The organism is Bacteroidales bacterium, from assembly GCA_013141385.1.
Lineage (GTDB): Bacteria > Bacteroidota > Bacteroidia > Bacteroidales > Tenuifilaceae > UBA8529.
On the sequence record JABFRB010000001.1, the window covers coordinates 136,435 to 152,374 of the forward strand.

Consider the following 15,940-nt stretch of genomic DNA (forward strand, 5'->3'; position numbering starts at 1 on the left):
TTAAAGATTTAGTAAACCATCTTTCATAATTATGTTAATACAATTGGATAAACTTTTGCTCCAGTGAGGTATCTCTAAACCATACTGATTGCGTATTTTTTCTTTATTGAAAACGCTATAGTGTGGACGTTTTGCTGGTAATGGATAATCTTTAGTTTCTATGGGGATAATTTTACATTCGAGTTTTGTTAGGTTCACTATTTCAAATGCAAAATCGTACCAGCTGCAAACCCCTTCGTTCGAGTAATGGAATACAGAGGGTACAAATGATTCTTTTTTACTTGATATAATCTTTAGAATTACATCTGCCAAATCCTTGGCGTATGTTGGGCATCCAACCTGATCGAAAACAACTCTAAGTTCAGGTTTGACCTTTGCGTTTCGTATAATTGTTTTAACAAAATTATGACCAAAGGATGAGTATAACCAAGATGTCCTTATAACCATTCCAACACCCGATTCTATTACATTCTCTTCACCTTTGAGTTTACTTTTACCATAATGAGACGTAGGATTTACAGGTGATAATTCATTGTAAGGTTGATATGCATCTCCATCAAAAACATAATCGGTAGAGATATGAATCATCTTGCACCCATTGGCTTTACATGCATTGGCGATAATTCTGGGAGCAACAGAATTCAGCAAAGTAGCAGCTGCCATTTCCGTTTCCGATTTATCAACGGCAGTGTATGCTGCACAATTTATAACAAAGCTAGGGTTGGTATTTTTAATATACTCTTCAACAGCCTTGGAATCGGTGATATTTAGTTCATTAACATCGGTAAAAATAAAACTTAGAGTAGGGTAGAGGTTAGATATTGCTTTAATCTCAGACCCAAGCTGTCCATTAGAACCTGTAACCAACACTATGCTACTTTTTTCCATAGAGAAAATTCATTTCTGCTTTTGAAAAAATAGGATTTACATTATCCTTTGCAGATATCAGCGCATTATTAAGATTTGTTTTCCAATCAATCCCTAATTCAGGATCATTATAAAGAATTCCTCTTTCAGCATCAGGTTGATAAAAAACATCACACTTATAGTTTACAATCACAGATTCACTTAAAACTGAAAATCCATGAGCAAACCCTTTTGGTATTAAGAGTTGTTTTTTGTTATCTCCGGAGAGTTCAATGGAAAAGTGTTTCCCATACGTAGGAGAGCCTTTTCTGATATCAACAACAACATCCAAGATACTCCCATCGATAACACGAATTAGCTTTGTTTGTGCGTAGGGAGCCAATTGGTAATGCAATCCTCGTATTACTCCTTTTACAGACTTAGATTCATTATCCTGAATGAAAGTATAATTGATTCCTTTTCCTTCAAGGATTTTTTTATTATAACTCTCAAGGAAATAACCACGAGAATCGCCAAAGATTGTGGGTTCAAGAATGAATAAATCTGGGAAAGTGGTTTCAATAATCTTCATTATATATCCTCGTTTGCAATTCGTAAAAGGTAACTTCCGTATTGATTGTTCTTTAAAGGTTCTGCAAGTTTTAACAGCATCTCTTTTGTAATAAATCCACTTTTGTATGCAATTTCCTCTAAACAGGCAATCTTTAGCCCCTGCCTATCCTCAATTGTTTGAATAAAATTTGAGGCTTGAAGCATACTCTCGTGTGTTCCTGTATCTAACCAGGCCATTCCACGAGTAAGAAGTTTAACGTTTAGTCTGTTCTCATTAAGATAAAGTCGGTTTAAATCCGTAATTTCCAGTTCACCCCGAGTAGAAGGTTTTAACCCCTTTGCCTTTGCAATAACATCGTTACTATAGAAATACAAGCCCGTAACTGCATAGTTTGATTTAGGATTTTTGGGCTTCTCCTCAAGGCTTAAAACTTTTCCTTGCTTATCAAATTCAGCAACACCATATCGTTGAGGATCGTTAACATAGTAACCAAAAACTATAGCACCATCCTTTAGATTTGCGCATTCCTTAAGAGTTCCGCCAAAACCATGACCATAAAAGATATTATCACCAAGAACTAGGCACACGCTATCGTTGCCAATGAATTTATCGCCAATAATGAATGCTTGAGCTAACCCGTCAGGTGACGGTTGCTCAGCATATTCTATTTTTAAACCTATATGAGATCCGTCACCAAACAGATCCTTATATAAACCAATATCTTTGGGTGTTGATATAATTAATATTTCCCGAATACCCCCAAGCATAAGTACCGATAATGGGTAGTAAATCATCGGTTTATCGTATATGGGTATTATCTGTTTAGATATGCTTTTAGTGATAGGATACAACCGTGTTCCAGCTCCACCAGCAAGTATTATTCCTTTCATAATATTACGATTTAATAATTTTACTAAAATACTCAATGGTTGGTACAAGACCATCCTCTAGCTTAACTTTTGGGTACCACCCGTTAAGTGTATTTTTGGCTTGAGTAATATCTGGCTTTCTTTGAGTTGGATCATCTTGTGGTAATGGCTTGTGAATCAGTTTTGATTTACTTTTTGTAAGTGCAATGATTTTCTCAGCAAGTTCAATCATGGTGAATTCCACAGGGTTTCCAAGGTTTATAGGGCCAGTTACAGTATCAGGAGTATTCATCATCCTAATAAAGCCTTCAATCAAATCATCAACGTACATAAAACTTCGGGTTTGTTTACCATTCCCAAAAATTGTAATATCCTGATTTTGTAAGGCCTGAATGACAAAATTTGAAACAACCCGACCATCATTAACGCTCATTCTAGGGCCATATGTGTTGAAAATTCGAACAATCTTGATTTTAACTTTATTCTGCTCATGGTAATTAACAAAAAGGGTTTCTGCACATCGTTTTCCCTCATCATAGCAAGAGCGTGGTCCAATTGGATTCACATTTCCCCAATATGATTCTGGTTGAGGATGTACTGTAGGATCACCATAAACTTCACTAGTTGATGCTTGAAGAATTTTTGCGTGAACCCTTTTTGCTAAACCAAGCATGTTTATTGCACCCATCACAGAGGTTTTTACCGTCTTAATTGCATTATACTGATAGTGGATGGGAGAAGCAGGACATGCTAGATTATATATTTCATCTACTTCGGCAAAAAAAGGTGAAGTAATATCGTGTCGAACTAGCTCAAAGTAAGGATTGCCAATTAGATGTATTACATTTTGCTTGTTTCCTGTAAAAAAATTATCAACGCAAATTACCTCGTTACCTTCATTTATTAAACGTTCACATAAATGTGAACCTAAGAAACCTGCGCCGCCAGTTACTAGAATTCTTTTCATTTTTTAAGTCCTATATATTAATTGTTCTACGACCTATGCTATAGTAAACAAAACCTTCTTCCAGCATCTCGTTTGGTTCGTAGATATTCCTACCATCAAAAATTACTTTAGATTTTAAAATTTTTGCGAGCATCTTATAATCAAGAGTCCTGAATTCTTGCCACTCGGTCATTAGTACAAGTGCATCAGCATCAAGTGCAGCATCATGCGGATCAATTGCATAAACTATTGAATTTCCAATTTTATGCTTTGTCTCTTCCATAGCAACTGGATCGTATGCCTTAACTGTAGCACCAGCTTCGAGTAATTTAGAGATTACCACCAAGGATGGCGCTTCGCGCATATCATCAGTATTGGGTTTGAACGAAAGACCCCAAATAGCAATCCGTTTCCCCTTTAGCTGTCCTTTAAAATGAGAATTTATTTTATCGAAAATAATCTCTTTCTGCCTATCATTTACCGATTCAACTGCCTTTAGAACCTCTAATCTATACTTATGCTCATCAGCAGTTTTAATTAAAGCTTTAACATCTTTAGGGAAGCAGCTGCCCCCATAACCTGCCCCAGGGTAAATGAATTTGTTTCCAATTCTCGTGTCTGAACCAATTCCTTTACGAACCATATTTACATCGGCACCTACAATTTCGCATAAATTAGCAATGTCGTTCATAAAGCTAATTCTTGTTGCCAACATAGCATTAGCTGTATATTTGGTGAGTTCAGCGGATGGAATATCCATAAAAATGATTGGATGTCCATTTAACAGGAATGGTTTGTAAAGTTTTTTCATCAATTTTACTGCTTCCTCGGATTCGGTACCAATAACAATTCTATCAGGTTTTAAGAAATCATCAATAGCAGCACCCTCTTTAAGGAATTCAGGATTTGATGCAACATCGAAAGGTATTTTGACTCCACGCTTATCTAATTCCTCTTGCACGGCAGCCTTAACTTTTTTTGCTGTGCCAATGGGTACGGTACTTTTTGTGGTAACTACTAAATATTGTGTCATATGTTGACCAACCTCCCTTGCTACAGCAATAACATGTTTTAAATCAGCACTGCCATCTTCATCTGGAGGAGTTCCCACTGCAATAAAAACTGTTTCAACCCCATCAAGGCTATCTTTGAGGCTTGTTGTAAAAAAGAGTCGTTCCTTTTCAACATTTTTACGAACCATGGTTTCCAATCCTGGTTCAAATATCGGTATGATTCCTTTTTTAAGATTATCAATTTTATTTTTATCAATATCAACACAGGTAACAATAACACCAGTTTCTGCAAAGCAGGTACCCGTAACTAAACCTACGTAACCAGTACCAACAACTGAAATTTTCATATTAATGCATTATTTACAATGAGTTCAACAAAAGATTATTTTTATCAAATTTTGAAAGTCAAAAATAAGTTTAAAAAATGAAATATTATTAAAGGTTTTTAATTGATAAATGTTTTTTAAAGAAGTTTTACCACAAATCATCTGTTGTTAAATGAATAATAACACAATATTTTAAACTTTTTTTCCTAGAAATGAAAAAGTTATGTACTTTTGCAGTCCATGTTTTTATTATTAATAATGTCTAACTAATTAATTTTAAACAAATTAAATGATTAATCACGAAGAAATGGCTTCTAATGAAGCAAGTATTGAAGTAAAAGAAGAAAAATTAACTTCCAAAAAACAGGCTTCAAAGTCAACTGAGGCTGGTGTAGAGGATTTTGATTGGGAATCGTATGCTGATGAAAGTATATACTCCCAAGATGATAAACAGAAATTTGAGTCGATGTACGATCAAACCCTTTCAATTATTGGTGAAAGCGAAGTTATGGAGGGTACCGTTATTGCAATGAACAAACGTGAAGTTGTAATTAACATTGGCTATAAATCAGAAGGTGTAATAAGCCTTAACGAATTCCGCTATAATCCTGATATGAAAATTGGTGATAAAGTAGAGGTTTACGTTGAAATTCAGGAGGATAAAAAAGGTCAACTAGTTCTTTCTCACAAACAGGCACGTGCAATGCGTTCATGGGATCGCGTTAACTCTGCTCTTGAGAAAGATGAAATTATTAAAGGTTACATCAAATGTCGTACTAAAGGTGGTATGATTGTAGATGTTTTTGGTATTGAAGCATTTTTACCAGGCTCACAGATTGATGTTAAACCAATTCGCGATTATGATATCTATGTTGGCAAAACAATGGAGTTCAAGGTTGTAAAAATCAACCAAGAATACAAAAACGTTGTTGTTTCGCATAAAGCACTTATTGAGGCTGAACTTGAACAACAGAAGAAAGATATCATTGCTAAGCTTGAAAAAGGACAGGTTCTTGAAGGAACCGTTAAAAATATTACCAGCTACGGAGTATTCATCGATCTTGGTGGCGTAGATGGTCTAATCCACATTACTGACCTTTCATGGGGTCGTGTTACTCATCCAGAAGAGATTGTTCAACTAGATCAGAAGCTTAACGTCGTAATCTTAGATTTTGATGATGCTAAGAAACGTATTGCTTTAGGTCTAAAACAACTTACTTCCCATCCATGGGATTCGCTTGATGCAAATCTAAAGGTTGGTGATGTACTTAAAGGTAAAGTAGTTGTACTTGCTGACTATGGTGCATTTGTTGAAATAGCACCTGGTGTTGAAGGTCTAATCCACGTTTCTGAAATGTCTTGGAGCCAACACTTACGTAGCGCACAGGAATTCCTAAAAGTTGGTGATATTGTTGATGCTCAAATTTTAACACTTGATCGCGATGAGCGCAAGATGTCATTGGGTATGAAACAGCTCAAAACTGATCCATGGTCAAAGATTGAAGAGAAATATCCTATTGGCTCACGTCATAACGCTAAAGCTCGTAATTTCACAACATTTGGTGTATTTGTTGAGATTGAGGAGGGTGTTGATGGTTTAATTCACATCTCTGATTTAAGTTGGACAAAGAAAATTAAGCATCCTGCAGAATTTACAACCGTTGGTGCCGATATTGATGTTGTTGTACTTGAAATTGACAAAGAAAATCGTCGTTTAAGTTTAGGACACAAGCAACTTGAAGAGAACCCATGGGATGTATTCGAAACCCTTTTCATTGTTGATTCAGTTCACGAAGGAACAATTATCGATATTTTTGATAAAGGTGCTGTTGTTGCCCTTCCTTATGGTGTTGAAGGCTTTGTAACTCCAAAACATCTTGTTAAAGAGGATGGTACAAATGCCAAAGTTGAAGAAAAATTATCCTTTAAAGTTATAGAATTCAACAAAGCTGCTAAACGCATAATTCTCTCACATAGTAGAGTTTATGAGGACGTTAAGAAGACCGAGGAGAAAGTTGATAAAAAAGCTAAGCCTTCCACTACACAAAAAGCTGTGAAAAAGTTGAAAGCTAACTTAGAAAAGACTACCTTGGGTGATATTAGTGAACTAGCTGCTCTGAAAACTGAACTTGAGGAAACACAAAGGAAAGACGAGATTAACAGTAAAGAGTAGTACATTAAGTTTGAACCAATTTAATCCCGATAGCGATGGAATTCAAAATTGACAAGCTGGAATACTGCACTTTGGTAGAAGTGTTAGAAGAAAAGCTCGATACGAATATTGCTCCCAGTCTTAAATCAGAGTTAGTACTGATTTCGGGTAACGGTGAGCGTAACATCGTGCTGGATCTAAACAGCTGCCGCTACTGCGATTCATCAGGTTTAAGCGCAATTCTTGTAGCAAACCGTTTGTGCAAGAATGCAAATGGAACATTTGTGCTTACGGGTCTTACCGATGCAGTTGAGCGGTTGATAACAATTTCCCAACTTGATACAGTGCTTAACATTGCTTATTCAAGAACCGAAGCAACAGAAATAATTAATAAGGCCGAAAAGGAACGTCAGAAATAAAATTTTCGGTAACAATTCTTAGTAATAGCGTATTGCCTACTTCAATCCGCTCATGTGCTTGATGCATGTGAGCGGATTTTTTATTTGATTTTTTCGAATTGCAAGGGAAGACTTGTAGACGATCTAGTGATATGTTTGCTTGCTACACCTAATATGTTGTAAAATTTTTATTGGTATTGATTAGATAGAAGATCTAAAATTTCAGTAAAGTATAGTTTCTTATATTGAAATACACTTCTTTTTGATTAGACATTTATTCTTTAGAGAATTCTTATCAAGTTGAATCACATTCTTTGCCCACACTATACTTTCCAAGTAATTGTAAAGATAATATGTCCAGCATTTTTCTTTTCCAAAGTACTGCTCACAAAAAAAGGTCATTTACCTTTCGATAAATGACCTTTTCGGAAAAAATCTTCTTATTAACTATAAGATATAGCGAATTCCAAATTGAATTTGCCACTTTGAACGGGTCGAGAAATCATCGACAAAAGATTTCTTAAGATTTGGATTAAATTGGAAGTAAGGAACGTTACCATTATCAATACCACTAACTGAAATTGGAGTAGTTGTACGAGATAATTGGCGAACACCCCAATTTGAATTCAACATGTTACCCATGTTCATAATATCAACTGATAATTGAAGGGTGTTTTTCCTTCCTTTTACATTGATGTTGAAATCTTGCATAAACCTGAAATCTATTTGTGAGAACCATGGCAAAGAAGCACCATTCCTCTCAGCATATTTACCACGACGATGTTTCAAATAAGGATCTTGATCAATAAATGCATTTAGAGCAGCCCATTGTGCAGCAGCATCAGCAGCTGGAACACCTACACCACCGACAACAGTTCCAAAGTTTATTTCAGATTGATTTGCTGGAACATACAATAAATCGTTATTAGATATTGCATCACGGTTAAGATCACCTGCGTATGTATACGAATAGCGATTACCTTGACCAAGTTCAAAGAATAGACCAAAGGTTGAAGCCATTGATTTATAATCAACAGTATATAACCAGCTGGAGATAATACGATGTTTCAAACCGTATCTTGACCATGATAGTTCAGGTGTGTTAGGATTGCCAACTACAGGGTTACGTTGGAAAGCATCAGCTGCAATTTCAGCAGGGATGGAAGTATAATCTTTTGATTGTTGGTATGTATAAGCAATATCACCTCTTAATCCAAAGTTCCATCTTTTAGCAATCTTCTCAGTTAAACTGAATTGGTAACCCTCTTTTACGTTATCAAGAACAATATAACCTGCATCAAGGAACCCAACAGATCCTGCAGATGCGGAGTATATATTAACTTCATTAAATCCAGCAAAAATTGCCCGATTATCAGCACCAGATAACGTTAATGAAGGAGCCTTCATGTTGTAATTGCGATGTACAATAGCGTTGATATCTTTTCCAAAAATACCTTCAACTGATGCTAACCAACCAGCACCAAATTTCCAATCAACTGCTAGGTCTGATTTCCAAACCTGTGGGAATTTGAAATCTTTAGCCGTTGAGTTAATCTGGAAAGTATATCCTGGAAACATACCTGGATTTGAAGCTTGATTACCTAACCAAACAAAAGGAATACGGCCTGTGAATATACCTGTACCACCACGAACCATTAGAGAATTATCACCTTTTACATCATAGTTGAAACCAACTCTTGGTGACCACATTAGTTTTGATTTTGGCCATTCTGCAGGATTTAATTTCACTGAATTACCATCCTTATCAACCCAGCCGTTAAAATTTGCAGCTTCTTGTGAAGCAGCTGTTACTGCAAGATCTTTTAAGTAAATAGGAACATCAACACGTAAACCTACAGTCAATTTGAATTTGCTGTTAACTTGCCACTCATCCTGAGCATAAACGCCTAATTGAGCAACATCAATTATTGGCAAAGCATAAGGTTTAAGATTTGCTGTGGCTACTTCGGCATTATAATCAACATCTGCCGTTGTAGTAGCTAAAAAGTCAGCTACGCTATTATAAGTATGCCAAGGATAGTAGAAAAGGTTGAATGAATTCTCAAAATAAAACTTTTCAAAGTTAACACCACCGGTAATTGTATGCTTATTAGCAAAGTAGGTAACGTTATCGGTAAATTGGAATATATTTTGTTTCAACAAGTTGTGTGTTGAGAACATTTCTGAACCGGCAGTTATTGCTAGATTACCATTACTATCGAAAATATCAATAACAGGGAATTGAGCAGATTTTGGGGTTCTACTATCGTCGAACATAGTATAACCAATCAATAGTTTATTTGATAGTTTTGAAGAAAAGATAGAGTTTAACTCACCAACGAATGAATGTATCTTATTATAAATTGTATAGGATGAATTTTCGAATGGTAAACGGAAGCTTGTAGGGCCACGACCAATAATTGCTTCTGGGTGAGGTAGAATATCTTTCCAAGCATCAAGCATATTGTAACGAACTACTAAATTGTGATTTTTTACAATGTTGTAATTCAATTTTACCAATAGTTTATTGTTAGATTTCTGATGATTATAGCCTTGGTATGCACCTGCTTCGTAACCCCACTCGCTTAATAGATGATCGTGTACTGCCTGAATATCCGTAGCCAATACACTTGTAACATTGGAGCCCGTATTTGAACCAGTATTAGCAACAAATCCATGAGCTAATTGATCAGCACGTTCAGCTTCGAAATTAACGAAAAAGAATAATTTATCTTTGATGATAGGTCCGCCAACACTTATACCCATTTGATTGGTCATGAAATTTAAGTTTGGTGCATCTACGCCACTAACTTTATCCCCAATCATACTTTCATTCCTGTAGAAATTATAGAGGGTTGCTTTAAATTGGTTTGTTCCCGATTTGGTAACTGCATTTATACCAGCTCCGGTAAAACCGCCCTCTCTTACATCAAAAGGAGCAAGTGAAACCTGAACTTGATCAATAGCATCCAATGAAACTGGTTGTGCATCTGATTGTCCGCCAGGAGTAGCATAATCTAGTCCAAATGAATTATTGAAAATAGAACCGTCTAATGAAAAGTTATTATAAAGAACGTTTCTACCTCCAAAACTATTCCCATCACTTTGTGGGGTGAGTCTTGTTAAATCTTGTTGACTTCTTGTTATGGTTGGTAATGAGGTCATCTGTTTACCAACTAAGTTGGTCATAGCACCTGTTTGCTCACGACGGAATTCTTTCCCCGCCTTAACCACAACTTCGCCCAATTGTACAGTTGTACTTTTCATAACCAGTTCAACAAATGTGGTATTATTCAACTGCAAATCAATATCTTCTACTGATGCGTTTTCATACCCAACAAATGTAACAGTTACTGTATAAGGACCACCAACCTTCATATTGCGGATGTTGAATTGGCCATTCTCTGAGGTAAATGTACCATACTGAGTTCCACTAGGCACGTGAACCGCAAGCACAGTGGCTAACAGCACCCCTTGACCTTTGTCGTCAATTACCTTACCCGATAGGGAAGAGGTTGTTACACCTTGAGAAAACAATGTCACACTAAACAGCATAAACATTGCCAAAAACAAAAGAGACCTTTTTTTCATAGATAGTTTGATTTAATTTAGTAAAAAGGATTGATTATTAGGGTTTGTGAGAGAAACACATTATAAAAACGATATATTAATTCTTAAGCCATAAAAATAACAATTTACTGTAAAAACAAGCAAATTAATTCTGAATTTCCTGTAAATATAGTTTTTTTCTAATAAAGCATTAACAAGTTGTTAGATAAAATATTCAATCTATTTAAACAAAAAATTAAACCTTAGTTTTTTGCCTAAATTAAGGTGGCATTAACTCAGGCGAAAAACATACTTCTATCATTAACAAAAATTTATTCAACCAATTTATTTGCTACCTTTGCCATTACAAATGTTTTATTCAATGCATCAGAGGATTCTTATATTAGATTTTGGATCTCAGTATACCCAACTTATAGCACGAAGAATTCGCGAGTTAAATGTTTATTGTGAAATATACCCATTTAACCATTACCCATCTTTAGATTCTGGTATTAAAGGTGTTATATTGTCTGGGAGTCCTTTTTCTGTTCGCGAAACGAGTGCTCCTAAACCTGATTTAAGTGAGATCAAAGGGAAATACCCCCTTTTAGGAATTTGCTACGGAGCGCAACTACTTTCGATTACAAATGGGGGAGATGTTCAGCCTTCAAAAACCCGTGAGTATGGAAGGGCAACTCTAAAAGTTATTGATAGATCTTGTAATTTATTTTCAGATATTTCAGATACTTCGCAAGTTTGGATGTCCCATGGTGATACCATAACAGCTATCCCTCCAAATTTTAAAATTACAGCAAGTACAGATGATGTGAAAGTGGGAGCGTTTGAAATTCTAGGAGAATCAACATTTGGTATCCAGTTCCATCCTGAGGTTTATCATACATCGGAAGGGATGGGTATACTTAAGAACTTTGTAGTAAATATCTGCGGATGCTCCCAAACATGGACTCCTGCTTCATTTGTAGAAGAAACAGTTAGCCAGCTTAAGCAACAGCTTGGGAACGATAAAGTTGTTCTTGGACTATCTGGTGGGGTTGATTCTTCGGTTGCATCCTTGCTACTGCACAAAGCGATTGGGAAAAACCTTACCTGTATTTTTGTGGATAATGGACTTTTGAGAAAGAATGAATTTTCTCAAGTACTCGATTCATATAAAAATCTTGGACTAAATGTAATAGGTGTTGATGCAAGCCAACAATTCTATGATGACCTAAAAGGCATCTCCGAGCCAGAACAGAAACGTAAAAGTATTGGAAAAAATTTCATTGAGGTTTTTGATCAGGAAGCTCATAAAATTAAAGATGTTAAATGGCTTGGACAAGGAACAATTTACCCTGATGTAATAGAATCAGTTTCAGTCAATGGGCCATCGGCAACAATAAAATCACATCATAACGTAGGTGGATTACCCGAAAAGATGAAATTGAAGGTTGTTGAGCCACTTCGATTACTATTTAAGGATGAAGTTCGTAGAGTAGGTAAAGAGTTGGGGTTACCCCAAAATATCCTTGGAAGACACCCATTCCCTGGGCCTGGATTAGGCATTCGTGTTTTGGGAGAGGTGAATCCAGAAAAAGTAAAACTACTTCAAGAAGCAGATCATATTTATATTCAAGGTTTACATGAACTAGGCTTGTACGATAAAATTTGGCAAGCTGGAGCAATTTTACTTCCCGTTCAATCAGTGGGTGTTATGGGCGATGAGCGTACATATGAATTTGTTGTTGCGCTGAGGGCTGTAACTTCTACAGATGGAATGACAGCCGACTGGTACCCATTACCCTACGATTTCTTAGCCAAGATTTCAAATGAGATTATTAATAAAGTTAAGGGAATAAATAGGGTTGTATACGATATTAGTTCAAAACCTCCAGCAACCATTGAATGGGAGTAGGTAAACAATGAGCCTAATAATTCGTTTATATCGTTGATAACTATTAATATTTTAAAAGATAAAAAAATCTAAAATGATTCGTAGACATTTTATCATAACTCTAATTGCTTTAGTTTTGGGATTGAATGCAGAAGCACAGCAATCATCAAGTTTTAGCGCCTACAAATTTGTAAGATTTTTACAGTATGTATCCAATGAATATGTAGATACTGTTAATCCTAACCGGATGGTCGATGAAGCAATTATTAATACACTTGAAAAGCTCGATCCTCATTCTGTTTACATTTCAAAAGAAGATGTTCAAGCAATGAATGAACCACTTGAAGGTAATTTCGATGGGGTAGGTGTGGAATTCAATATAATGAATGATACATTAATGGTTGTTAATCCAATAGTTGGCGGACCATCTGAAAGAGTGGGAATTATTGCTGGAGATAGATTTGTTACCATTGATGGTAAAAATATTGCAGGAATTGGACTTAAAAATTCTGATGTATTCAAATTATTGCGTGGGACAAAAGGGACAAAAGTTAATATTCTTGTTAAAAGAAAAAATGTAAATGATTTACTCGATTTCACAGTTACACGCGATAAGATACCGATCTTTAGTATTGATGCATCATACATGATAGATAACAAAATTGGTTATATCAAGCTTAGTCGATTTGCAGTGACTACAGAGCAAGAGTTTAACGATGCAATTGCAAAGCTCAAAAAGCAAAAAATGAAAGACCTTATCCTCGATCTTAGAGGAAATGGTGGTGGAATGCTAAACACTGCTATTGAGCTAGCAGATCAATTTTTAGACAAAGGAAAATTAGTTGTTTACACCGAAGGAAGAACAAGCCCTCGTACCGATTTTGTTTCAACAGAAAGAGGGGATCTTGAACAATCTCGGTTGGTAATAATGATTGATGAAGGTTCTGCTTCAGCAAGCGAGATATTATCCGGTGCAATTCAGGATTGGGATAGAGGGATAATTATAGGTAGGAGGTCATTTGGTAAAGGGTTAGTTCAGAATCAAATGCCTTTACCTGATGGTTCGATGGTTAGACTAACAATAGCTCGTTACCATACACCAACAGGTAGAGCAATTCAGCGTCCTTACAATAATGAGAGTATTGAAAAATATTACTCAGATTTAAACGACCGTTATAAGAATGGTGAAATGTTTACTTCTGATAGCATTAAACTCCCTGAAAACCTTAAGTATAAAACGTTGAACAAAGGTAGAACCGTTTATGGTGGTGGTGGAATTATGCCAGATATATTTATACCTCTTGATACAAGCACTTATTCAAATTACTATGGTAAGCTTGTAAGAGCGGGTATAATAAATCAATATTATCTTAAGTGGGTTGATTCTCACAGAGTACAGTTAGTAAAAGATTACCCTAAATTTGATAAATACAATAAACGATTTGTTGTTACCGATCAAATGGTTGATGAATTGGTTGCTTTGGCTGAAACCCAAAAAATTAAATGCGATGAAAAAGGGTTGGCAATCTCAAATATTGAAATAAAGAGGCAGCTTAAAGGTCTTATTTCCCAAGCAATTTTTACAAATAGCCAATATTTCGAAATTGTAAATCAGGATAATAATGCTTTTCTAAAAGCAATAGAAATACTAAATAGTTGGGATAACTATAAGTACCTAGTAAAAGAATAATGACTTATTAGGTTTTTTTAAATTAATTATTGACCCAAAGAATTGGGTCATATATACCTATTATTAATGGAGCATCTTTCAGAGTTTAAGCAGCTTGGTCTTTCGGATCAATCATTGGCTGCTATCGAAAAAAAGGGTTTTGAGCAACCCTCACCCATCCAACGGGCAACAATCCCAATCCTTTTAACCGAGGATTGTGATATTATAGCTCAGGCGCAAACGGGAACTGGAAAAACAGCGGCTTTTGGACTACCCATGATTGAGAAGATCAAAGGTGGTAGCGGAATTGTTCAGGCAATTGTTTTAGTTCCAACACGTGAACTTGCATTGCAGGTTTCTGATGAAATCAGCTCATTGGCAGCAAATCGGATCTCAATTTCAACTGTGTACGGTGGTCAATCAATATCGGAACAACAACGCAGATTGAGAAAAGGTGTTGATCTTGTTGTGGGTACACCTGGCAGAGTTCAGGATCTAATTAATCGTGGCGATTTAAGAATCGATCAGATTTCATGGTTTGTTCTTGATGAAGCCGATGAGATGTTGAATATGGGTTTCATCGATGATATCGAAGAGATTCTTAAAAGCACTCCTAAAGAGAAACGTACTTTACTATTCTCAGCCACAATGCCCGATCGCATTGCTAAATTGGCTAAAAAGTACATGGTTAATATTAAGAAAATTGAGGTTGATCGTTCACAACCAACCACAAACTTAACCGATCAGATTTATTTTGAAGTTCGTGATTCCGATAAATTTGAAGCTTTAACCCGTATTATAGATATTGAACCAGAATTTTATGGCCTTGTATTTTGTAGAACCAGAGTAGCTGTCGATACTACTACATCAAAACTTCTTGAACGTGGCTATTCAGTTGAAGGGCTACATGGCGATATTTCTCAAGCTCAGCGCGAAAAAACATTACTGAAATTCAGAAATAAACATATTAATATACTGATTGCTACAGATGTCGCCGCCAGAGGTATTGATATCGTTGATTTAACCCATGTTATCAACATGAGTTTACCTCAGGATGCAGAATCATACATCCATCGAATTGGTCGTACTGGAAGGGCTGGTAAGCAGGGAACTGCAATTACCTTTGTTACTAGGGAAGAGGCCAGAAAACTCATATTTGTTGAGAAAATAACCAAATCCAAAATTCGTAAGGAGATATTACCTGCGGCTGAAGATATTGTTGCTGTTAAGAGAGAAAGGATTAAAATCGAAATTGCAGAAATTATTAAGAAAGCATCCTACAACGAATACCTTGGAATGGCTGAGGATTTGCTTGAAACCAATGGACCAGAGGTTGCTCTAGCTGCTCTACTTCGACTTGCATTTAAATCACAATTAGATATTAAGAACTATTCTGAAGTTCGAACTATTAGAGTTGATTCTACGGGTACTTCCAGGCTTTTTGTGGCAATGGGTCGTAAAGATGGAATGACTCCAAGGAAGATTTCTGATTTTATTCGTAAGGAGGTTAAAATCCCCGATAATAAAATAGACGACATTAGCGTTCACGATGATTTTTCGTTTATTACAGTGCCCTTTACTGATGCTGAATTGATACTAAGCGCATTTTCAAGCCGGAAATCTGGAGGAAAACCACTTGTAACAAAGGCAAAGCCTAAATAGATGCAAAACAAAGAAAACAAATTACATAAAATACTTACATTTTTA

11 protein-coding genes are annotated in these 15,940 nt (G+C 35.9%); 5 read left to right on the top strand and 6 right to left on the bottom strand.

The window, feature by feature from the left end:
• From rfbD to HOO91_00540, 5 genes are read right to left on the bottom strand one after another with little or no spacing between them, the layout of a single operon-like run.
• Entirely contained in the window at window positions 1-888 is an 888-nt protein-coding gene (gene rfbD, locus HOO91_00520) for a dTDP-4-dehydrorhamnose reductase (protein ID NOU16027.1), read from the bottom strand.
• Window positions 875-1,438, bottom strand: coding sequence for a dTDP-4-dehydrorhamnose 3,5-epimerase (rfbC, locus tag HOO91_00525; protein NOU16028.1), 564 nt, complete (start codon window positions 1,436-1,438; stop codon window positions 875-877). Before rfbC ends, rfbD begins: the two co-directional genes overlap by 14 nt.
• Complete coding sequence (gene rfbA / locus HOO91_00530) at window positions 1,438-2,310, bottom strand: glucose-1-phosphate thymidylyltransferase RfbA (protein ID NOU16029.1); 873 nt, start codon at window positions 2,308-2,310, stop codon at window positions 1,438-1,440. The genes rfbC and rfbA overlap by 1 nt, the downstream gene beginning before the upstream one ends.
• 4 nt (window positions 2,311-2,314) lie before the next feature.
• Entirely contained in the window at window positions 2,315-3,256 is a 942-nt protein-coding gene (locus HOO91_00535; protein ID NOU16030.1) for an SDR family oxidoreductase, read from the bottom strand.
• Window positions 3,257-3,266: 10 nt separating this feature from the next.
• Entirely contained in the window at window positions 3,267-4,595 is a 1,329-nt protein-coding gene (locus tag HOO91_00540) for a UDP-glucose/GDP-mannose dehydrogenase family protein (GenBank protein ID NOU16031.1), read from the bottom strand.
• 286 nt (window positions 4,596-4,881) lie between these two features.
• Here HOO91_00540 and rpsA point away from each other — a divergent pair, with 286 nt between their 5' ends.
• Both rpsA and HOO91_00550 read left to right on the top strand, forming a co-directional pair.
• Window positions 4,882-6,747, top strand: a complete 1,866-nt coding sequence (gene rpsA / locus HOO91_00545; protein ID NOU16032.1) for a 30S ribosomal protein S1 — start codon at window positions 4,882-4,884, stop codon at window positions 6,745-6,747.
• Window positions 6,748-6,782: 35 nt separating this feature from the next.
• Complete coding sequence (locus HOO91_00550) at window positions 6,783-7,145, top strand: STAS domain-containing protein (GenBank protein ID NOU16033.1); 363 nt, start codon at window positions 6,783-6,785, stop codon at window positions 7,143-7,145.
• 426 nt (window positions 7,146-7,571) lie between these two features.
• Here the strand turns inward: HOO91_00550 and HOO91_00555 are convergent, their stop codons facing one another.
• Complete coding sequence (locus HOO91_00555; GenBank protein NOU16034.1) at window positions 7,572-10,715, bottom strand: TonB-dependent receptor; 3,144 nt, start codon at window positions 10,713-10,715, stop codon at window positions 7,572-7,574.
• A 340-nt stretch (window positions 10,716-11,055) separates the two neighbouring features.
• On the opposite strand from HOO91_00555, the gene guaA reads away from it, so the two are divergent.
• From guaA to HOO91_00570, 3 genes are all read left to right on the top strand, one after another.
• The gene (gene guaA / locus HOO91_00560) at window positions 11,056-12,585 is read left to right on the top strand and encodes a glutamine-hydrolyzing GMP synthase (GenBank protein NOU16035.1); all 1,530 of its coding nucleotides are present in this window, start codon (window positions 11,056-11,058) and stop codon (window positions 12,583-12,585) included.
• 73 nt (window positions 12,586-12,658) lie between these two features.
• Window positions 12,659-14,254 (top strand): S41 family peptidase, encoded by a 1,596-nt coding sequence (locus HOO91_00565; GenBank protein ID NOU16036.1) that lies wholly within the window; start codon window positions 12,659-12,661, stop codon window positions 14,252-14,254.
• A 66-nt stretch (window positions 14,255-14,320) separates the two neighbouring features.
• Window positions 14,321-15,895 carry a DEAD/DEAH box helicase gene (locus HOO91_00570; GenBank protein NOU16037.1) on the top strand — a complete coding sequence of 525 codons (1,575 nt, stop codon included), beginning with the start codon at window positions 14,321-14,323 and terminating at the stop codon, window positions 15,893-15,895.
• Window positions 15,896-15,940: the final 45 nt, after the last annotated feature.